This window comes from Pantoea sp. X-Soil-OKNW-556 (assembly GCF_059730695.1).
In genome coordinates this window covers 1,625,035-1,645,896 of record NZ_AP035990.1, presented here as the reverse complement: position 1 = coordinate 1,645,896, position 20,862 = coordinate 1,625,035, and the positions used below count along the sequence as shown (strand labels likewise).

Annotated in this window: 16 protein-coding genes; 10 read left to right on the top strand and 6 right to left on the bottom strand. The window is 49.3% G+C overall.

The features are described from left to right. Window positions 1-229: 229 nt before the first annotated feature. Window positions 230-478 carry a biofilm/acid-resistance regulator YmgB/AriR gene (locus tag AC6I8T_RS07560; RefSeq protein WP_021186069.1) on the top strand — a complete coding sequence of 83 codons (249 nt, stop codon included), beginning with the start codon at window positions 230-232 and terminating at the stop codon, window positions 476-478. Between the two features lie 185 nt (window positions 479-663). Continuing rightward, window positions 664-2,142: a SulP family inorganic anion transporter gene (locus AC6I8T_RS07555; protein WP_208725214.1), complete on the top strand. Its 1,479-nt coding sequence runs from the start codon at window positions 664-666 to the stop codon at window positions 2,140-2,142. A gap of 56 nt (window positions 2,143-2,198) precedes the next feature. Here AC6I8T_RS07555 and AC6I8T_RS07550 read toward each other — a convergent pair whose 3' ends face one another. Continuing rightward, window positions 2,199-9,350, bottom strand: a complete 7,152-nt coding sequence (locus AC6I8T_RS07550) for an Ig-like domain-containing protein (protein WP_497833680.1) — start codon at window positions 9,348-9,350, stop codon at window positions 2,199-2,201. Window positions 9,351-9,917: 567 nt separating this feature from the next. Here AC6I8T_RS07550 and AC6I8T_RS07545 point away from each other — a divergent pair. The 4 genes from AC6I8T_RS07545 to AC6I8T_RS07530 all read left to right on the top strand — a co-directional run bounded on the left by AC6I8T_RS07545 (window position 9,918) and on the right by AC6I8T_RS07530 (window position 15,098). Then, window positions 9,918-12,119 carry a type I secretion system permease/ATPase gene (locus AC6I8T_RS07545; protein WP_497833679.1) on the top strand — a complete coding sequence of 734 codons (2,202 nt, stop codon included), beginning with the start codon at window positions 9,918-9,920 and terminating at the stop codon, window positions 12,117-12,119. After that, entirely contained in the window at window positions 12,112-13,344 is a 1,233-nt protein-coding gene (locus AC6I8T_RS07540) for a beta-barrel domain-containing protein (RefSeq protein ID WP_208725212.1), read from the top strand. The genes AC6I8T_RS07545 and AC6I8T_RS07540 overlap by 8 nt, the downstream gene beginning before the upstream one ends. A 4-nt stretch (window positions 13,345-13,348) precedes the next feature. Beyond that, entirely contained in the window at window positions 13,349-14,668 is a 1,320-nt protein-coding gene (locus AC6I8T_RS07535) for a TolC family protein (RefSeq protein ID WP_497833678.1), read from the top strand. Window positions 14,669-14,912: 244 nt separating this feature from the next. Then, a complete protein-coding gene (locus tag AC6I8T_RS07530) occupies window positions 14,913-15,098 on the top strand; it encodes a ribbon-helix-helix protein, CopG family (protein ID WP_208725211.1) in 186 nt (61 codons plus the stop codon). Window positions 15,099-15,182: 84 nt separating this feature from the next. Here the strand turns inward: AC6I8T_RS07530 and AC6I8T_RS07525 are convergent, their stop codons facing one another. The 5 genes from AC6I8T_RS07525 to AC6I8T_RS07505 form a co-directional block, all read right to left on the bottom strand. Continuing rightward, window positions 15,183-15,446: a hypothetical protein gene (locus AC6I8T_RS07525; protein ID WP_021182721.1), complete on the bottom strand. Its 264-nt coding sequence runs from the start codon at window positions 15,444-15,446 to the stop codon at window positions 15,183-15,185. 574 nt (window positions 15,447-16,020) lie between these two features. Beyond that, window positions 16,021-16,833, bottom strand: coding sequence for a hypothetical protein (locus tag AC6I8T_RS07520; RefSeq protein WP_497833677.1), 813 nt, complete (start codon window positions 16,831-16,833; stop codon window positions 16,021-16,023). Further along, entirely contained in the window at window positions 16,830-17,870 is a 1,041-nt protein-coding gene (locus AC6I8T_RS07515; protein ID WP_497833676.1) for a phage integrase, read from the bottom strand. Before AC6I8T_RS07515 ends, AC6I8T_RS07520 begins: the two co-directional genes overlap by 4 nt. A gap of 97 nt (window positions 17,871-17,967) precedes the next feature. Next, on the bottom strand, window positions 17,968-18,846 hold the full coding sequence (locus tag AC6I8T_RS07510; RefSeq protein ID WP_497833675.1) for a BRCT domain-containing protein: 879 nt from the start codon (window positions 18,844-18,846) through the stop codon (window positions 17,968-17,970). 11 nt (window positions 18,847-18,857) lie between these two features. After that, a complete protein-coding gene (locus AC6I8T_RS07505) occupies window positions 18,858-19,436 on the bottom strand; it encodes a helix-turn-helix transcriptional regulator (RefSeq protein ID WP_497833674.1) in 579 nt (192 codons plus the stop codon). Window positions 19,437-19,549: 113 nt separating this feature from the next. Between AC6I8T_RS07505 and AC6I8T_RS07500 the strand changes: the two genes are divergently transcribed. Genes AC6I8T_RS07500 through AC6I8T_RS07485 form a run of 4 tightly spaced genes read left to right on the top strand, consistent with a single transcriptional unit; the run spans window position 19,550 to window position 20,812 of the window. Next, the gene (locus AC6I8T_RS07500) at window positions 19,550-19,753 is read left to right on the top strand and encodes a DNA-binding protein (protein ID WP_497833673.1); all 204 of its coding nucleotides are present in this window, start codon (window positions 19,550-19,552) and stop codon (window positions 19,751-19,753) included. Between the two features lie 46 nt (window positions 19,754-19,799). Further along, window positions 19,800-20,309, top strand: coding sequence for a phage regulatory CII family protein (locus AC6I8T_RS07495; protein ID WP_497833672.1), 510 nt, complete (start codon window positions 19,800-19,802; stop codon window positions 20,307-20,309). A 9-nt stretch (window positions 20,310-20,318) separates the two neighbouring features. Continuing rightward, window positions 20,319-20,507, top strand: coding sequence for a phage filamentation protein Fil family protein (locus tag AC6I8T_RS07490; RefSeq protein WP_497833671.1), 189 nt, complete (start codon window positions 20,319-20,321; stop codon window positions 20,505-20,507). After that, window positions 20,471-20,812, top strand: a complete 342-nt coding sequence (locus tag AC6I8T_RS07485) for a DUF5347 family protein (protein ID WP_497833670.1) — start codon at window positions 20,471-20,473, stop codon at window positions 20,810-20,812. Before AC6I8T_RS07490 ends, AC6I8T_RS07485 begins: the two co-directional genes overlap by 37 nt. Window positions 20,813-20,862: the final 50 nt, after the last annotated feature.

Genomic DNA, 20,862 nt, shown 5'->3' with positions numbered 1-20,862 from the left:
AAATGATCAGGATTTTACTTGTACAGACTTAATCTCATTGTATAAGTTTATTCCCCATAGACCTTTTAACGGTCTCGTAACGAATGATGCATATTGCGTCGCCTCTGCAAGTGTTAGTGGATTTCCACCTGCAGAGGTGTTTTTTTGTCAGTTTGGTGAATTGGGGTCTTTCACGCCTGTCCGCGCGAAAGTTTTATCATCAGCAGGTTTACATCTTAGGGCTGTACACATGCAAAACACCGTAACCAGCAATGACCAGGATATAACCGAATTTTTAAAACCTGCGGCTTATAACGCAGAGGTCTTTGCTCAAATCATTGGCGAAATCCTGCAAACAGGTATGCCGGTGACCAATAAAGCCATTATCTCCGTACTGATCACCCGACTGGAGCAGGAAAGTGATGTGGCACAACTGAATATTTATCGTCAGTTGTTGGAGAAAGTGGTGAATAAAACACCTGACGATTTAGCCATTTAAGCTCGTAACCGCGCGATTCATCGCGCGGGTTTTGCGAGACTGCGCGACAAATCGCGCCGCTTCGCGTTGATAGTCTGGTATCCCGCCACATTGACCGGTAACATCCCTTCCCTTATCTGTTTCGCATCTGGTTACTGCCTTACCCTCGCGGTAAGCGCAACATAATAAAAGAGCCTGCAAAATTTATGAGCCAACCAACTGAAGACCTCACGGTGAGCCGCGTCTTACGCTCGCCTGTTTTACTCACCCGGGAATGTCTGGCTGGCGTGATTACCGCACTGGCCCTGATCCCTGAAGTGATCTCCTTTTCGGTGATCGCCGGAGTGGACCCCAAAGTCAGCCTTGTTGCGTCCGTGGTGCTGTGCCTGACCCTTTCCCTGCTGGGCGGCCGCCCTGCGATGGTGACAGCAGCGGCAGGATCGGTGGCGCTGGTGATTGGCCCGATGGTACATGCGCACGGCGTAGAATATATTCTGCCAGCGGTGATATTGGGTGGCGTGATCCAGATTCTGTTTGGTCTCGCCGGGATGGCACGCATGATGCGTTATATCCCGCGTTCGGTGATGATCGGTTTCGTCAACGCACTGGGGATTTTGATCTTTTTTGCCCAGGTACCGCATGTATGGGGGCAGTCCGGCCTGGTGTGGGTGTTATTTGCGGTGACGCTGGCGATTGTGCTGCTGCTGCCTAAAGTGCTGAAAAGCGTCCCTTCGCCGTTGATAGCGATTGTGGTAGTGACCGCAATTGCGCTGCTGATGGGCTATCGGGTACCAAACGTGGGTGATGAAGGCCCGATGAGCGCCGGATTACCGGGCTTTACCCATTTGCTGGTGCCACTGAATGTGCAAACGCTGCAAATTGTCTGGCCCACCGCGTTAAGTATCGCCTTTGTCGGCCTGATGGAATCGCTGCTGACGGCGAAACTGGTGGATGACATCACCGATACCCCATCCAGTAAACGCCGTGAATCATGGGGTCTTGGCATTGCTAATATTCTTGCCGGATTTTATGGTGGCATCGCCGGTTGCGCCATGATTGGTCAAACCATTGTTAACGTAGAGCTGGGTAAAGCGCGCACCCGAGTCTCGACGGTAGCCGCTGGCGTGGTGCTGTTACTGTTGGTGACCGGCCTGAGTAAGTTAATGGCGCAGATTCCAATGGTGGTGCTGGCGGGCATTATGATGGTCGTCGCGGTGAAAACCCTCAACTGGCATAGCCTGCAACCCGCCACGCTGAAACGTATGCCGTGGTCGGAAACGCTGGTGATGCTGCTGACCGTTGCCGTTACCGTGTGGACCGGCAATCTGGCGATTGGGGTGTTAATGGGTGTAATCCTCGCCATGATGCTGTTCGCGCGCCGCATTGCCCATGTGATCCAGGCCGAACGTCAACTCAGTGAGGACGGACAACAGGTTCATTATACCGTGCGCGGACCGCTATTTTTTGCCAGCAGCAATGACCTGTTTGAACATTTTGATTACGCCCACGATCCGGCATTGGTGACGATTGATTTGACCCATGCACAGATTTGGGATGCTTCCAGCGTTGCGGCGTTAGATGCGATTGAGTACCGCTATCAACGTCATGGTGCGAAGGTGACCTTTATCGGGTTGGATCATCGCAGCAGCGATTTTCATCGGCGTCTGACAGGTACGCTGGGATAAGAAGCAAAAAAGCCAGGCGTGTCACCACGCCTGGCCGTTTTTCCTTTCTTTAATGATTACAGGATGTTGACGTGAATCCTGTCTTCAATCAGTACTTCCGCCATACCGCTGCTCTGGTACTCCGTATAAACCTTACCATCGACGGTCACGGTGCCGTTGCTGTGCCAGTTCTCAATGCCACCGGTCAACTGCACCAGACCATTCTCACCGCTGACAATCAGCGCATCACCATCAGCGCCTTCCCAGCTATCCAGCGTCTGGTTATTCACCTTCAGCGTGTTGTTGCCGTCAGTCATATCGATGCTGTGCGTATCCTTCAGGGACTCCGTCAGGGCCGCCAGATCAACGTTCTGGTGTTCACCATCCAGCAACAGCGGGATACCGCCATCGTCATGGTTTTGCTCATCAGCCGGCAAGCTGTAGCTGCGAGAACTCGGAGCGGCATCCTCAGCCGGGGCTGAATGGGTGTTGTAAACCACGTACACCTGGCCGTTGTACTGCGGGTTAGTCGCTTCACCTTCAGTGTTGGTGGCGCCCGTTCCCAACTCCGAAGGAGCACCTACCAACATATCCGGTGCACCATCGTTGTTCATATCAACGACTTCAACCGACCAACCAAACCTCTGATTATCAACACTTCCGTAGTGGACCTCGCCCCAACCGTTATTCAGGATGACCTGTATATCAATCTCACCCGTCGCATCCGTACCCAACGAAGCCAGGTATTGCAGATAGTCCGCTTGATGACCGCCGTAGACGATATAGACGGCACCCACACATTTACCATCCTTCATTGCCAACGGATCGCTGATGATAAGATCCTGAGTACCATCGCGATTCATGTCATAACCGCCAATGACATTCAGACCAAAGCCTTCTCCTTTATCACCTCGGCCAGCCTGGACTTTACTGACAATGGCATAACCTACATCGGTGTTAAACTTCGGATTATCAGCATTGACACCGACCGTCATGTCATCAGTGATTTTGTCACTATGGAGTATCCATACCTTACCGTTAGACCCACCCTGGGAATCACCAGCAGAAGCAATGGCAATATCCGTGTGCTCACCACTACCGAAATGACCGAGCATGGCAATGTTATGACTAATCGGCTTGTACTCATTGCTACCAAAGTCTCCGAGCACATCATTCGCGATGAGGTTCAAATACCCCGCACCAATGTTATCAATAACAATTAAATCTTCGTCGGCCACATCACCGATGCTGAAGTCATTCGGCAAACCGGTATCTGGAATCTTATAGAAATACCAGGAACCCCGGTAAGATGCACCGGTATGAGCAGATGCCGCATCCATAAAGGCAACATAGTTAGAACCATTGCCAAAAACATCCCCCATGTACACGATATCCGTACCAAAGTTATAGCTTTGGGTTGAACCGACTGTGCCATTCGTATTTTCATGGCCGATTTTACCAATCACCATACCAGCTGGAAGCGTCTCTTGCGGAACCCAGGCAGCATTGTCCGTCGTGTCATTCGGATCTCGGATCAGGTGCATGTTTGTCCAGTTGCCATCCGGGTTGGTGCCATTCGGATTAAAGGTGACAGTAGTGATGTTACCTGTCTGCTCACGGGCCCCATGAATGTCACCGATCAGGAACGTTAGCGTTCCGTCCTCATTCTCCATGGAATTGACATTGAAACCGAACCAGCTGTCAAGGCCATTGGCAAGGGTCATCATGAACCCATACTGACTCTTTCCATTCTCTGCGTTAGAAATCAGACTGAGATCGAAATTATTATCAGTAAGTAACGATTCCTTCACAAAGTAGACAGTGTCCTTTTCGTGCATGTAAATCGCCACCCAGCCGCCGTCCAGCGCTTTCATGCCATAACCCTGATAGCTGTTCACATCAGGTTGGCCATCCCCCTTAGCATCACCATTATTCGAAATAATCGTTCCCATGCCTGGGTTCGCGGCGAATAACTTCTCGATACTGGTGCTGCCATCTAACAGGGAAGAAAATTCTTTTTTGACGGCGTAAATGATCCCCTGGTTGGTTGGCTGACCGGCTGCGTTTGTGCCGCCATTTGGTGCACTGATGTAAATATATTCACCGCTAACCACCATGGCATAGCCGAACATATCCCCTTCACCGCCCCCTGCGTCGGAGTAGAGCACCGCAGGAATCGTCCAGCCTCCGTCCTCAGTACCATTCAGATAGCCCGGTTGTGATTCGTTGTTAGCGGCATCAACCACCACTGCCGAGATATTATGCGCGCCAGATCCGAGTGCTTCGTCGTCAGGTACGGAATATTCCCAGCTACCATTCGCATTAACCGGAATATCTGTGGCAATCACAAGGCCATTGCGATCGTAAATGGTGATGGTCATATTGGCGAAATCGGTATCTTCTGTACCCAACTCAACCTGACCTTTAAAGGTTGGTGTCGATTCAGCCGCTTCCGCATCAGTCTCAATCGTGGTTTTATTGGTGTTAAGGGTATCCACCGTAAAGTCAGGCACCGGCGTCGAAGTTGACGCGTTACCCGCTTGATCCACGACCTGAACCGTCATTTCGTTGTACAAACCATCGGTTAACACCGTCGGTAGTTGGATACGCCAGCTGCCATCCGCCTCAGTGACGACAGAAGCAATCGCATTACCATATTTGTCGTAAATGTAGACCGTGCAACCTGCTTCTGCCTTGCCGCTCAACGTTGGCGTGTTGTCGTTAGTCAGACCACCCGCTCCGACATCCGTATCGGTTTGGTCATTGGTCACTTTGACATCAGTGGCCGGTTCTGGATTGGTGTTATCCTGGTCATAGTTCACCGGATCGGTGGTGGTCCCCTCATTGCCTGCCGCATCAGTGATGGTGGCCGTGATGGAGTGATCAGTTTCAGCCAGTTCCTTCCCTGCCGGTACCGTGAACTCCCAGCTACCGTCGTCGTTCGCCACAACTGAACCCAGTACGGTTTCACCGTCTTTTATGATGACAATGGCGCCCTTCTCAGGAGGCGTGAGCTGACCTTTGAAGGTCGGCGTGTTGTCTTTAGTCGGGTGCTCGGCGTCAATTACATTGCCATCATCGTCTTCGATGATCAGCGTGGTGGTGCTGGTTGGTGCTACGGTGTCCTGAGTGTATTCCAGCGCAGTGGACGGTTGCCCTTCGTTGCCCGCCTTGTCGGTGACAGTGGCGGTAATGGAGTGACCATCGTCTTGCAGCTCCTCACCTTCCGGCACCGTGAACTCCCAGTTACCGTCTGCATTTATCGTTGCCGTTCCCAGTACTTTGTCACCGTCTTTGATCACCACGTAATCGTCTGCCTGGGCACCCGTCACCTGACCTTTGAAAGTCGGTGTGCTGTCTTTGGTCGGGTTCTCAGCGTTGATCACCTTACCATCGTTGTCTTCGGCCGCAATGGTGGTGGTAGCGGTTGGCGGGACGGTGTCCTGAGTGTAATCCAGCGCAGCGGACGGTTGCCCTTCGTTACCCGCCTTGTCGGTGACAGTAGCGGTAATGGAGTGACCATCGTCTTGCAGCTCCTCACCTTCCGGCACCGTGAACTCCCAATTACCGTCTGCATTTATCGTTGCCGTTCCCAGTACTTTGTCACCGTCTTTGATCACCACGTAATCGTCTGCCTGGGCTCCCGTCACCTGACCTTTGAAAGTCGGTGTGCTGTCTTTGGTCGGGTTCTCAGCGTTGATCACCTTACCATCGTTGTCTTCGGCCGCAATGGTGGTGGTAGCGGTTGGCGGGACGGTGTCCTGAGTGTAATCCAGCGCAGTGGACGGTTGCCCTTCGTTGCCCGCCTTGTCGGTGACAGTGGCGGTAATGGAGTGAGCATCGTCTTGCAGTGCCTCACCTTCCGGCACCGTGAACTCCCAGCTACCGTCTTCATTTATGGTCGCCGTTCCCAGTACCGTTTCACCGTCCTTGATCACCACGTAATCGTCTGCCTGGGCACCCGTCACCTGACCTTTGAAAGTCGGTGTACTGTCTTTAGTCGGGTTCTCGGTGTTAATCACCTTGCCATCGTCGTCTTCAGCAGTAATGGTGGTGGTACCGGTCGGCTCTTCAGTGCCACCGCCCGGCGTACCGTCACCGATATTCATCGGCAAATCTGTCGATGTGCTGCTGTTACCCGCCGGGTCTTTCACGGTGATCACCAGGCCGTTGCTACCATCGGGCAGCGGCTGGTTCGGAGTCAGCTCCCACGAGCCGTCAGTATTCACGACCGTCGAGCCAATTTCATTACCTTCACTATCAGTGATGATGATGGTACTGCCCGGTTCCGCCTTGCCGCCAATGACCGGTTGGCTGTTGGCACTGTCGTTGCTGGTGCCGTTTGCCGGGTTGCCGTCGATAGTGAGATCGGTCGGCGGGTTGGGTGCCTCCGTATCAATGTTCACATAAACCGGCTCGCTGGCACCGCTATTACAGGCCTCATCCTGCAGCTCAATGGTCAGGTTATTATCACCCTCACCCAGCGGTTTCGTCGGGGTCCAGGTCCAGCTACCATCTTCGCCGACCGCCACTTCACCCAGCACATCCTCACCCTGTTTGATCACCACTTTGTCGCCCGGCTGTGCGCCATCGACTTTACCGCTGAACACCGGGGTTGGGTCGTTGGTCAGGCCGTCATCGCCGATCGCCACAGGATTTTCCGGATCGTTGTCGTTGGTCATCACGATATCGGTCAGCGTACCGGTCGGACCTTCAGTATCACCGCCCGGCGTACCGTCACCGATATTCATCGGCAGATCTGTCGCTGTGCTACTGTTACCCGCCGGGTCTTTCACGGTGATCACCAGACCGTTGTTACCATCGGGCAGCGGCTGGTTCGGAGTCAGCTCCCACGAGCCGTCAGTATTCACGACCGTCGAGCCAATTTCATTACCTTCACTATCAGTGATGATGATGGTACTGCCCGGTTCCGCCTTGCCGCCAATGACCGGTTGGCTGTTGGCACTGTCGTTGCTGGTGCCGTTTGCCGGGTTGCCGTCGATAGTGAGATCGGTCGGCGGGTTGGGTGCCTCCGTATCAATGTTCACATAAACCGGCTCGCTGGCACCGCTATTACCGGCCTCATCCTGCAGCTCAATGGTCAGGTTATTATCACCCTCACCCAGCGGTTTCGTCGGGGTCCAGGTCCAGCTACCATCTTCGCCGACCGCCACTTCACCCAGCACATCCTCACCCTGTTTGATCACCACTTTGTCGCCCGGCTGTGCGCCATCGACTTTACCGCTGAACACCGGGGTTGGGTCGTTGGTCAGGCCGTCATCGCCGATCGCCACAGGATTTTCCGGATCGTTGTCGTTGGTCATCACGATATCGGTCAGCGTACCGGTCGGACCTTCAGTATCACCGCCAGACGAACCGCCACCACCAACGTTCATCGGCAAATCTGTCGATGGGCTGCTGTTACCTGCGGGATCTTTCTCGGTAACGACCAGGCCGTTGTTGCCATCGCCCAACGGCTGGTCCGGGGTGAGTTCCCAGTCACCATTTTCGTCAACAACAGCAGAACCAATCAGATTACCTTCTTTATCGGTAATGATAATGGTGTTGCCCGGCTCACCGCTTCCGCCAATAGTGGGCGTATTGCCTTCGGTGATGTTTTCACCGTCATTAGGTTTACCATCGATAGTGATATTACCTGGCGCTTCCGGCGGAGTGGTATCGATGTTCAGTCCAACATCCTGAGCGTCTCCGGTATTGCCTGCAGCATCCTGCAATTCAGCGGTGATCTGGTGTTGGCCTTCGCCCAGCGGTTTCTGCGGGGTAAATGACCAGTTCCCCTCTGCATCAATTTCTGCATAACCCAGCAGCGTACCGCCATCTTTAATAGCTACGCGATCGCCTTTTTCAGCCCCATCGACCTTGCCAGTAATCAGCGGCGTAGTGTCGTTGGTGGAACCATTGGTGATGGCTGTTGGGTTAGCCGGATCGTTATCATTAATAAACTGGATATCGCTCAGCGTCCCGGTTGGTGGGATGGTGTCGACGTTGATTGGCAACTCAGAAGAACTGTTGTTACCAGCGGGGTCGGTCACATCGATGGTAAGATCTTGATTACCATCACCAATTGGTTGATTAGGAGTAATTTCCCAGTGGCCGTCTTCATCTGCCACAGCAGAACCGATAACATTTCCTTCGCCATCAGTGATGGTAATATTGCTGCCCGGTTCGGCGTCACCACCAATGGTTGGCGTGTTGTTTCCGGTGATGTTCTCGCTATCTGCGGGTTTACCATCTACGGTGATATTGCCTGGCGCTTCCGGCGCGGTGGTATCAATGATCAAATCAACCTGCTGAGAGTGGCCTGCATTTCCGTCTGCGTCCTGCAATTCAGCAGTAATCTGGTGTGAACCTTCGCCCAAGTTGGTAATCGGGGTAAATGACCAGTCGCCGTTTTTATCCACTATCGCATAACCCAAGACCGTATCACCGTCCTTTATCGCGACGCGATCGCCCTCTTTTGCACCCGCAACCTTACCGATAATGGTTGGTGTGCTGTCGTTGGTCATACCATTCGTGATGATTGTCGGATTATTGGGGTCATTGTCATTAATGAACTGAATGTTGCTCAGCGTACCGGTCGGCCCTGTGGTGCCGCCACCGTTGCCACCATTACCGTTGCCACCATTACCGTTGTTACCGCTATTGCTGTTGCCATCGTCTTTGCCACCGCCGGTAGCGGCGATCACACCACCGGCAATTACTGCCGCTGCCAGACCCGCTGCCGCTGCCGCCCAGCCAGGAGAAAGGCCGAACAGACCTGCCGCACCTTTGTCGTCATCTTCCTGCTTCTCTTCAGCTGCCTCGGCAGTGACCTCCATTGCTGGAGTTGCTTCCTGCACACTGCTTTCGCCGTCGGTCAATGCAGCAACCATTGAGGTGGCACCGATGGAAGACCAGGTGTAGCGATTACCTTGCTCGTCAATACCGTAGATGTCCGGTGGGGTTTCCTGGGCGTAATAACCTTCAATAATCACCGCGGCGCGTGCGCCATCTGCGCTAAAAATTTCCAGGTTGTCGCCGTGACGAATAAATTTGAGACTTTGAATTGAGGCGATATCTTCGCCTGCCTGAATTTCAATCTGACCTTGTGGTGGAGACTGAATTGTTAATTGGGTTAAGGGTTCAACCTTAATAACAACGTTATTTTCCTTAATAACGCCGCTCGCTGCTTTGTTCAGCGTTCCGCCTGTTGACGTTGAGGATGTCATAGTCATTTCCTGGTGTCTTAATTCAATAATTCAATTCATCGCGTAGTGTCACACGTTGAGAAGAAACTCTTTCCATGCATTACCTCCTCCTGGAAGTAAGCACAACCAATAATAAAGGCGCACTTATCATAAAGGTATATTTATAAGCAGCTTTATATCTGAAATTATTGTGAGTAAAGTATTTTATTAAAGGTAAATATTTGCACCGAAAATAAACATAACATTATGTTATTTATAGTTATTAATAATGACAAATCAACTCCATTCAGATGTCATAAATTAATCACAGGCATCAGATTTCTTTCCTAACTATCATGCCAGGTCGTTCTTAAAGGACGATGTGATTGATATGTTCTTTGTCAAAAAATGAAATTAACATTGAATTATAACAATAAAAAATTAAGAGAATTCTTATTCCGCAAAAGAGAATTCGCGTAATAGGAATAATATATTAGTGATAGGGTTTTTATATTCGCGCCTGACACCAGACCGATTAATACCCCTGACATGCTGACTAATAAAACCAGGAAATGAATTATTACTATCCAGGATTGGAACTTACCCATTATGAAAGAAAATCTAAGTCCCCCTCCGGCTGAAAAGACGGAGATTGATACTTTACTTCATGCCGTCACATGGCTGGTGAAACACCACGGGAAATCCGCCAGTGAAGACGTGCTCTATGCCGGGCTGCCGCGCGGCGAACGACTCACACCCGATATTGCTGTGCGCATGCTGGAGCAGGCCGGAATTCAGGCCGGTTGGGTTGAGCGCGATATTCTGATGCTGTCAGAATCGCTCTACCCACTGATTATCACCAACAAACGCGGTGAATATTGCATCCTCCAGGAAAAGCAGGACAAACAGTATACGCTGCTGTCGCCCGCTGACGGCCAGATACGCCATCTTTCTGCGGAGACGATGGCAGAGGAAGTAGCCGGGTTTGCTTTGCTGTCGAAAGTGAAGATCCAGCCGACTGCACGCGGAGAAAAAGATATCCTGCCGGAGATCGACCAAACTGGTCACTGGCTATTTTCCAATCTATGGCGTTACCGCCAGTATTTCTATAGCGCCGCGCTGGCAGCACTGCTCGCCAACATCCTGACCTTGTCGACCACCTTCTTCACCATGAACGTTTATGACCGCGTTGTGCCAACCGGTGCTTACGCCACCTTATGGTCATTAGCGATTGGCGTGCTGATCGCCATTAGCTTTGAGTTCACCGCGAAGCAAATCCGTTCGTGGTTGGTGGATTCCGCCGGGAAAAAAGCGGATTTGGTGGTGGGTTCACTGCTATTTCGCAAGACACTGGCGATCCGTATGGAGTGCAAACCACGGTCGGCCGGTTCTTTTGCTAACCAACTGCGTGAATTTGAGTCAGTGAGGGATTTTCTCTCCTCTGCAACCCTGGCGACATTGTCCGATCTTCCCTTCTGTTTACTGTTTATCGCCATTATGTTTGCCATCGGTGGACCACTGGCGTTTATACCGATGATGGCGATCCCGGTCATTATCATCGCTGCCGTGGCGATCCAGTGGCCACTGTCTCGTTATATGAAAGAGAACATCAGTGAAATTTCGCAGAAACAAGGGCTGGTGATCGAAACTATCGTGGGGCTGGAAACCCTCAAAGCGGCCAAAGGTGAAGGCGTGATGCAAAAACGCTGGAACGACTTCAGCGCGCTGGCTGCCGCCTCTTCAATGAAAACCCGTTACCTCTCAACCCTGACCAGTAATTTTGTCAGTTACGTGCAACAGGTTTGTACCGTGTTGATCGTTCTGTGGGGTGTGTATCTGATTCATGCCGGTGACCTGACTATGGGTTCATTGGTGGGGATGGTGATTCTTTCCGGACGTTCTTTATCGCCGCTGGCGGCTGTGGTCGGGTTAGCCATTCGCTATCAGCAGGCAAAAACCGCCCTGATTTCCCTGAACCAGTTAATGGCGATGCCGACAGAGCGTGACCAGCAGGCGCATTTCTTACCCTCACCACCGCTGAAAGGCGAGATCGCATTGCGTCAGGTGGGCTTCCATTACCCGAAAACCGGGATCCAGGAGCCAGAGAAAATTCTGCACCCGTTGAATCTCAATATCCGCCCCGGCGAACGAGTAGCCATTTTAGGCACCATTGGTAGTGGAAAATCGACGCTGTTAAAACTCCTCGCCCGTCTCTACCTCCCCACCGCAGGAAAGATGACGATGGATGGTCTTGACGTGAACCAGATTGATCCCGCCGACTGGCGTTCCGCCTGTGGCTATGTTTGTCAGGACAATCGCCTGTTCCAGGGAACGCTGCGGGAAAACATCATCATGGGTAATCCCGCCGTGAGCACGGAACGCTTTTTACAAGTCGCAGCACTTGCCGGTATCGATGCTATCGCCCGCCGCCATCCCGCAGGATATGACATGCCGATCGGCGAAATGGGACAAGGACTTTCCGGTGGGCAAAAACAACAAGTTTCGCTTGCCCGATGCTTACTGCTCGATCCGGCCATCATGTTAATGGACGAACCCACCAGCTCCATGGATAGCAACTCAGAAGCGCAGTTTATTGCTCGTCTGAAGGAGGTTATTCAACAGAAAACATTGGTCGTTGTGACCCATCGAATCCCGGTGTTGAGCCTGGTCGATCGCATAATCGTGTTGGAAGACGGGAGAATTCTGGCCGACGGACCTAAGGCGCAAATTATGGCCAAACTCTCGCAGGCTTCAGTAGCTAAAAATTCATCACGCACCGCACCGCCACGTAAGGAGACGACGAATGCGTAACACTAAAGAGTCGAAAACGCGTCTTCAGGCGGAAGATATGTCCTTCCTGGACGATTTGCAAAACGCCATCATTATGCAGAAGACGCCAAAAAGTATGCTGGTGCTCTGGCTGCTGGTGATTGTGGTCGTAACATCACTGGTGTGGGCGCATTTTGCTGTGGTTGAAGAGGTTACCAAAGGCGAAGCTAAGGTGATCCCTGCCAGCCATGAGCAAACCATTGAGAGTTTTGAGGATGGCACACTACAGGAGCTGTACGTAAAAGAAGGCCAACTGGTCGAAAAAGGACAGCCGCTGCTGAGACTCGACTCAACGCGCTCAGAAGCCAACTATCAGGAGGAGTTGTCCAAGTCCTACGGTCTTCAGGGTTCCATCGCCCGTGCCCGTGCTGAAGCCTATGACTTGCCACTGGATTTCCCGGACGAGATAAAAGATTTCCATACTATTGTTCAGGATGAAACCAAGGCGTATCAAACCCGACGCAAGCTGCTGGACGATAGCATCAGCTCCCTCTCACATAACCTCGAGCTGGCGGAAAAAGAGGTGAGCCTGTCCGAACCGCTGGCGAAGCGTGGACTGATCTCTGACATGGAAATCCTGCGTTTGCGCCGTCAGGCGAATGATCTCCGGGTGCAAATCGCCGACCGTACCAACAAATATCGTTCTGATGCCAACAGCGAGTTAACGCGACTGGAGTCCGAGTTTGCGCAGGTCGAAGCCCGTCTGGTAGGACGTAAGGACGTCATTAACCATGCGCTGATTACGGCACCGGTTAAAGGGACCATTAACAGTATCAAAACCACGACCATCGACAGCGTTATTTCTCGTGGGGAGCAGATCATGTCGCTGATCCCTTCTGAGGATAATCTGCTGCTGGAAACGCGTATCAAACCCGCTGAAGTGGCATTTCTACGTCCGGGTCTACCCGCCACGGTAAAAATCTCGGCGTATGACTTCGCCATTTATGGTGGGCTCGACGGTGTTATCGAGAGTATCAGCCCCGACACCATTATTGATGAAACCAAAATGCGCTCTGGCCGCGAAGATGCGACTTACTATCGTGTTTATGTCCGCACGCACGGCACGGATTTACAGGTTAAAGAGAAAAATTTTCCCATTATTCCGGGAATGACGGCCAGTGTAGAGATTAAAACGGGTGAAAAAACCATCCTGTCTTACCTGCTCAAGCCGGTTTTAAAAGCGCGCGAAGCATTCAGGGAGAGATAATAATATGCGCAAGACATTCATTACGCTGGCACTACTTGCCAGCAGCACCGGGGTGATTGCCTCACCGGATGCCATCCAGTCCGGCACCTTCGATACCGTGATGAACAAAGACACGCGTACTTTGTTGGCGAAGATGGTTAATCAGGCATTGAGTTACAGCCCGGAAATTCAGGTTGCCGGAGCGGATAAAACGGCGGCCAATTACGACATCGATCAGGTAAAAGGTGCGCGCTGGCCGCAGATTCAGCTGGGCAGCACGGCACCGATGGCCTCTTTTGGCGGTGGCAGTGAAACGACCAATAATCGGCTGAAAGACAGTAGCTTTTCAGTCAATGTCACCACCACAATTTTTGACTGGGGGAAAAATCGCGAAAATATTGGCAGCGCGACGCAGCAATCCCATGCCGCAGCACACCAATATGAATTTGAGAAACAACAGATTGCCTTCAACACCCTGAGTCAGTTGATTGAGTTGAGCCGTTATCAGCAAAATCAAAAAATTACGCAGGGTTACGTCAAGCGCATGCGTGAGCTGGTTAATATGCTGGGTGAAATTACCCAGACGGATGCAGGCCGCTACAGTGAGCTGGTGCAGGCCAGAGCCAAACTGCTCTCCGCTGAAACGTCCCTGGAGCGAATTAACGATCAGCGTCGGCAATCAGAGATCATGTTGCAACGCCTGACTGGCGATGCTGTCACGTTACCTGAAAAACTCGACTGGACAATGCAGCCCATTTCGGCCGCCCTGGTTATGAGCAGGGTGAGCAAGCATCCCTCCCTGTTAAAAGCCGAGGCGGAAGCGCAATCTGCTCAGCACTTGACTGCCGCAACCAAAGCGAGCAGCCTGCCGCAACTCAACTGGGTGGTGTCAAAAAGCACGGCAAAAGATGGCAATGGCAAAGCCGGACAGTGGTACACCGGCTTGAATGTTCAGTGGAATGCCTTTACCGGTGGTTCAGAAAAAGCGGCTGCTCAGGCGTCTGCTGCCCGTGCTTCAGCCAAAAAATCGCAGTATGCCCAGACCAAAATGGATATGGAGTATCAGGTGCATAACCTGACCCAAAGCCGCGATGCCGCCGAAGCACAAAGCCGGGAATATCAGAAGCTGAGTAAAGAAACCGATCAGGTGAGCAAAATTTACTATGAGCAATGGTTACGCCTGGGTAAAAGAACCCTGTTGGATGTGCTGACGGCAGAAAACGATCGCTATAACAACCAGGTTGCAACGGTCAATGCCCAACATGACATATACAGCAATAACGTTAAGTTGGTGGCAACTGCCAGTATGATCTTTGACTGGTTTGATCTTCGCCCTGAAACATAACAAGAGAGAAACATTCGCATCTTGAGGGGGGACTGACTTCTCTCCCCCCTCTTCCTCCGGGGTACATAATTTCGGAGTTTTTAAGTCGTGCACAAAATTGAAAAAAACTTTTCTAAACAAAGAGTAAAACACGAAATCAGCTACAATTAACTCGATGTTCAAGACGCTTCACGGGATCACGCAAGTGCTCAGGATGAGAAGGGAACTTTTAGCCGTTCATGTCCCTGATACCAAGGGGTTAATCATGATTCAATCAGCCAGTGATATTCAGAAACGTAGCGATGAAAAGCGCGGCATCAAACCCAAAACCTATAAGCTTCCTTTGGACACAATTGCGCGGATTGAGTTACTCGCCAGCCAGGGTGGTATGTCCCAGGGAGCGATTATAACGGCAGCCATCGATATCTATGAGCGGTCGCTTAATCAATAACAACAAGCCAGGTATATTGTCGCGGCGAGCGTAATTACGCCGCGACGATTCAGTGCAAACAAACGTTTGCACAGGTTACGTCCATTAAGTCAGTTCTCTTACCAATCTCACACCCGCCTCTGTCAGCCTGACTTCATAGTACCTTGTGATATCAGTTGGCAAATAGGCAAACTCAACCAGACCATCGCGCAGCAGTGGTGCCAGACTGCGGCAATTAACTTCCTTTAGCTTGCGAGTTTTGTCATCACGTCTGACTTCCAGCCCTATTGCTTTGTCACCGCGGAGTAAATATTTCGCTCCTTTCAGCATGCGTTGTAGGGCGTTACTTTTCTCCAGTGAAATAATCATTAAGTTCTCCCGGCAAAAGTTGCTAACGGTAGTCACTCATATTTCCCCAACGTTTCCCGCATCTGTGACAGGTGACTAACTCCCCGACACGCCGCGGATCATGACCCGGTTGTGATTTGTGAAGATACTGTTGCGATAGTTTTAACAATATAACCGGTATATATCCGACTAATAAGCCGAAAAATCATTAGGCATTCTCCTGGATCTCCAGGATATCTGTACGTGGGAAGCGATGAAATATTAGCCTGACAGATATTACATGAGGGATTGGCTTGCGTGGTATTCAGACCGCACAGTCACGCCAGAACAAAAACAAAAAAACCGCCCTTGGGCGGTCACGACATCACTGCTTATTGCTTTGATTTTATTCGGTTTTATCGGCAGATAAATATGGTGCCCGGGGCGGGACTTGAACCCGCACGACCTTACGATCGAGGGATTTTAAAGACTTTGAATAAGCCATAAAAATCAAATAGTTGTTTTAAATCATAAAGTTAAAAACGGTAAATATGGGGTTACTTGGGTTTTAACGTCTGTTGGTAGTCACTAATTTTTCAGCTCATCTCATCTCATCTCAAAAGGAGAGCGCTAAATTTTCGTTACTTACAGTAAGTTTTTTGTGGTTGATAATTATCAATGAGCTTGTACCGATCCCCGTAAAAAGAACGTCGCCATGGAAAAAAAACTGGCTATCATTTCCAGTCAAGTACCGTGCCATCTGAAGATCTTTACCGCTAAGAATGAACGTTGCATTTTCCTTTCGGACCCCAATCAGCTTCATACTCATATCACTAGCAAGTGGTGATATATCTGATAAAATAAAAAATAGTACGATTATTGCTATTCCAAACGTAATCGCGAATCTATTTTTTGTTTTTCTTTTTATTTTGATTGCCAAATAGAGATGTATAATTGCAGCCAGTAGTAAAGAGGTAATGGTGATAGATAATACCACGGACTGAAGTCTAATTTTCCCTGCTTCAACAAAAGCGGTAATAACGTAAATCCCAATAAATGAGATAGGGATATGTACAGGCATAGAATCAAATATTTTGATCTTTTTCCCCATTCTATGAATCCCCGTGGAGAGATATCTGAAGTTACTTTTTACTTTGAAAATACTCCGACAAGTCCATCTTGATACCAGCACTAAAAAATATAGAAAAAATAGTGATATAGAATACCAACAGAAAATAAAAAAACCGAACACAAAACTAAATGATGCGATCACTAACAAAAAGAAAATGGTATCAGAGAGAGACATCCCAGTTGGAAAAAAACCAACCCTCATGCAGTAAAAAAGGAACACCGCCACTCCTGCGGCAGTCAGACAAAGATAAATATTTTTAGCTGAATTCATCGTAAAATAATGTTTAATTGAATTCAATTTATTTTCTCCTTACATACACGATCAAAGGGATTAAGATTTATTGCCGCTTCTAAATGCTCAGGAGAGAAGTGACTATAGCGCATCGTCATTTGAATTGATGAATGACCTAATATCTGCTGTAACACGAGTATATTGCCACCATTCATCATAAAATGGCTGGCAAACGTGTGACGTAAAACATGCGTTCTCTGGCCATGAGGTAGCTCAATTTTGGCCCTTTCAATAGCAAAGGAGAAAGCTTCATAAGCATTTTCAAATAAGCGACCACGACGTTTAGGAATCAGTGCATGAAGTTCCTTTGAGATAGGTATTGTTCTGTTCTTTTTGCTTTTAGTGTGGGTATAAGTGATGCGAAATGGCATAACTTGTGATTGTTTAAGTTGTTCCGCTTCACTCCAGCGAGCACCTGTCGCAAGGCAAATCCTGACAATAATTCCGAGATCTTTATTAGATGATGCATCACACTCTTGAAGCAATCGCTTAATATCATCCTCATACAAGAATGAAAGCTCATTTTCACTTTCACGAAATAGCCGCACTCCTTCGAGTGGGTTATCCGATTTCCAGCGCCCCAACCGCTTCAGCTCATTAAACACCGCCCGTAGATATGCGTGCTCGCGGTTGATAGTCGATTCTTTTGGCAACCTTTTTTGACCATTTTTAGGTTTAGGCGTGAAATCCCCTGCAAGTCGTTGCTTACGATAGCTCGCAAACATTTCCTGATTGATCGAAAATGCATCAGGATTCCCCATGTTAAGACAGAGGGATCTCAACTTCTGTAACCTTGCTTCGCCATCAGTCAGAGACCTTCCATGTAGTTCGTACCAATCAGTGATCAGCTCACTTAAACGAACGGCTTGTTCCTCTGCTTGTTTCGTAACAACTGAAGTTATACCAGATTTCGCCAGTTGTTCCCGTTCATAGCGTAAGGCTTCTCCACGAGTAGTGAAGATTTTTCGGATACGTTTACTTCCTCTACCTGCCGAGTAAAAATCACATATCCACTTGCCGTTCTCTGCTTTCCTGACTGACATACACTCCCCCAAAGTTTTTGGGAGAACTTTTACTGTATATAAAAACAGTGGTCAATGTTTGATTTGTGGAAGCTATACATTGACCACCGAGTCGCTATCAAACTGAATACTGTCGCCAGAGTTCTTCACTGATAATTTTCAAAGAACCACCCTTCTCTCTATATTCAATGGCCTTCTCGATTTTTCGACCATAGCTTTGATATCGCCAGTCCCTGGAGCTTAACGTGCCAATAATCAGGTAATCTACTTTCTGAGTGATATCGTCAACGATGATGCCACCTGCTGCTTTTATCTCCTCAGCGCAGGAGGTGCGCGAACCGTACAAGAATTTTCCGGTAAGGCAAATTACTGCACCATTCAGCTGTAATTGGTCAACATGCTGGAGCGGTGAACGTGTTGATAAACCATCTACAGCACCGGTCTCCAAATCACAGCCAGTAAAAGCAATCATCGCTTGTTTGAGTTCTTCGCTTTCTTCAGGTGTTACTACACCATCAGCTAATATTCTCTCGATTAAAAGGTAGAGATCCTTACCTGGAAAATTGGATTTCAGCAGACTATTACTAGAGAGCCACCACCGAAGATAACGTACCTCTTCTTCTAAAAGTTCATGATTTGCCAGAATGCCTTTGCACAATCCTTCAAGGAGATGTTTGTCCGATTCAGTTGAGTAAAAGTCGACATCTGGTGTATCAAGAAGGTTCTGTTGAATATTGAGCAAATCTTCTTTGAATTGCTTTAACTCAACTTCTTCAATTATCCCATCCTCCAGAATGCCTGCAATTTTATCTCTGATTATCTGGACACAATAGTTTTCACTAATTGCTTCAGCCTCCAACAACCATGTATCCAGAAAGAGCAATTCTTTTTCATCAATACGACCATCGCAGGTCATACCTTCTATGATATTGATAAGGTTAGTTAGTAGCTTCTCTCTATTGCGTGCGTAATTAAAAATACTGAGTTTTCTATCCATAGCATCCCCATCTAAATTTTATGTTTAATACAACCTATTACCTTAGCAATTAATTCAACATCGTTGACAGGCCAGTCAACACCATCTATACGCCAATTATCTCCCGGTGTTCTCTGAATGGACTCGCAGCGAACTACATCGGCACGTTGAGTAATCCAAATTCCATCAGTGGGCCTTACGAGAGCTTTCTCGACAAGGAAGAAAGTTCTGGCTTCGGGTACATGAACGATTTCCAGAACTTTGCGATCTGCGGGCAATAACGATACCTGAATAGAAACAGGTTCCCCCTGCTCAAGCTGTCCGGCGTCAATAACGTTGAATGGAAGTATTTCAACTTTAACAGACTGCTGTTCACTTTTGCGATTTGAACTGAAATTTGGTTCCCCTTTCCCAGTAGCAAGCCACTCAAGGGAAATCCCAGTATCCAAGGCACATTGAACAACAGCTTCTCCAGGAAAATGGTCGCGACGTATCCAAGTGCTTACAGTCCCATGACCCACACCAATTTTTTCGACCAACTCCCTTTGGGTGGAAAAACCGTATGCTTTCAATAACCTATCGACAACAGCTTGCCCGCCTGAAAATTCCATTCAACTTTTCCACTATTTGAGCGTTGACTCATTCAATTTTGAATTGTAACTTAGTCATAATTGAACAAGATCACGCATATACCCGTATTTACCTTAACGAATAAGGATGCACGATGAATTCTCCACTTTCAATTACCTTGAGCAGCCCTTATCTGTCGCTGCCTGAGTTCTCAAAAGTGACCGGAATCCCTTATGAAACCTGCCGTCTGATGGTGAAAGATGGTCGCCTACCAATCAGATCGAAAGTTCGCAAAATGGAAAAAGTTCTCGTTAACATGATCGCTTTAACCAAAGAAGCTGATTTTCAGTCACGTTAACATTCAAATTTGCCACTTATTATCTTGGGCAATGAGGAATCTGAACATGTTTGATTTTAAGGTTTCCACCCATGCGCACTATGACGATGCCTGTCGGAAATTCGCCTTAGCGCACAACATGGAAGACGTTGCGAATAAAGCCGGGATGCGCGCTCAAACGCTGCGCAACAAGCTCAACCCGGATCAGCCGCATCAGCTTACTGTCACAGAAGTGCTTACTCTTACCGACGTAACTGAAGATGCAACGCTCGTCGATGGCCTGCTGGCACAAATTCAGTGCCTGCCATGCGTACCAATCAACGAAGTCGCAAATGAAAAGTTACCTCTGTATGTCATGAAAGCAACCGCAGAAGTGGGCCAGTTAGCCGCTGGCGCAATTTCTACAGAGCCTATGACCGCCAGCAGTAAACGCGGTTTGCTTCAAAACGTTAATAGCGGTATCCGCTGCTTAACACTGGCAGCAATCGCGGTGCAGGCGCGAATTCAGGCTAACCCAGCGTTGTCCTCGACCGTCGATGCTATCAGCGGTATCGGTGCATCACTCGGCATGAGTTGAGGTGCATTCATGATCTCAATGGCAGCAAAGCTTAAACGCCAAAGCCCATCCATGTCTTACGGGCACGGCTGGATTATGGGAGAAGATGGTAAACGCTGGAATCCAGCCGCGCCGTCATCATCTGGAGCAAAGTCTCAGGCATTACCAAAGAGAGGCAAATCATGGCTATCGAAGGCGATTCCATGCTGGTCGAACTGACAGCCGGTCAACGAGTTGCCGCACTTAATCATGTTGCCCTGCTTCGCGCACAACTGATGGGCGGTAATTGCGAAAAAGATGTGGCCCGTTTTATTGCTGAAATGCGCGATGTGACTGACAGCAATTATCAGGATAACAAACGTGCGTTAAGCGCCATCTTTTTCCTGGCGAACATCGGCAAAGACCGGCACTCAGACGATTTTATTGATCTAACTACCGAAGAAAGAAACGCGCTGATTCGCGCAATGAACCACCTGAAAGCCGTTGTGAGTTTATTCCCTAAACGAATGACTCTTTCTAATTAAATAACCCAAAGCACTTAATTGGCGTAAACCCGCCGGTATTCGCTTTGCCT

What these genes read in the sequence shown, in the direction of transcription:
- AC6I8T_RS07545 (WP_497833679.1), top strand. Translation starts at nt 9,918, where the DNA reads ATGAAAGAAAATCTAAGTCCCCCTCCGGCTGAAAAGACGGAGATTGAT.
- AC6I8T_RS07515 (WP_497833676.1), bottom strand. Translation starts at nt 17,870, where the DNA reads ATGTCAGTCAGGAAAGCAGAGAACGGCAAGTGGATATGTGATTTTTAC.
- AC6I8T_RS07485 (WP_497833670.1), top strand. Translation starts at nt 20,471, where the DNA reads ATGGCTATCGAAGGCGATTCCATGCTGGTCGAACTGACAGCCGGTCAA.
- AC6I8T_RS07530 (WP_208725211.1), top strand. Translation starts at nt 14,913, where the DNA reads ATGATTCAATCAGCCAGTGATATTCAGAAACGTAGCGATGAAAAGCGC.
- AC6I8T_RS07555 (WP_208725214.1), top strand. Translation starts at nt 664, where the DNA reads ATGAGCCAACCAACTGAAGACCTCACGGTGAGCCGCGTCTTACGCTCG.
- AC6I8T_RS07505 (WP_497833674.1), bottom strand. Translation starts at nt 19,436, where the DNA reads ATGGAATTTTCAGGCGGGCAAGCTGTTGTCGATAGGTTATTGAAAGCA.
- AC6I8T_RS07500 (WP_497833673.1), top strand. Translation starts at nt 19,550, where the DNA reads ATGAATTCTCCACTTTCAATTACCTTGAGCAGCCCTTATCTGTCGCTG.
- AC6I8T_RS07490 (WP_497833671.1), top strand. Translation starts at nt 20,319, where the DNA reads ATGATCTCAATGGCAGCAAAGCTTAAACGCCAAAGCCCATCCATGTCT.
- AC6I8T_RS07550 (WP_497833680.1), bottom strand. Translation starts at nt 9,350, where the DNA reads ATGACATCCTCAACGTCAACAGGCGGAACGCTGAACAAAGCAGCGAGC.
- AC6I8T_RS07560 (WP_021186069.1), top strand. Translation starts at nt 230, where the DNA reads ATGCAAAACACCGTAACCAGCAATGACCAGGATATAACCGAATTTTTA.
- AC6I8T_RS07540 (WP_208725212.1), top strand. Translation starts at nt 12,112, where the DNA reads ATGCGTAACACTAAAGAGTCGAAAACGCGTCTTCAGGCGGAAGATATG.
- AC6I8T_RS07525 (WP_021182721.1), bottom strand. Translation starts at nt 15,446, where the DNA reads ATGATTATTTCACTGGAGAAAAGTAACGCCCTACAACGCATGCTGAAA.
- AC6I8T_RS07495 (WP_497833672.1), top strand. Translation starts at nt 19,800, where the DNA reads ATGTTTGATTTTAAGGTTTCCACCCATGCGCACTATGACGATGCCTGT.
- AC6I8T_RS07535 (WP_497833678.1), top strand. Translation starts at nt 13,349, where the DNA reads ATGCGCAAGACATTCATTACGCTGGCACTACTTGCCAGCAGCACCGGG.
- AC6I8T_RS07510 (WP_497833675.1), bottom strand. Translation starts at nt 18,846, where the DNA reads ATGGATAGAAAACTCAGTATTTTTAATTACGCACGCAATAGAGAGAAG.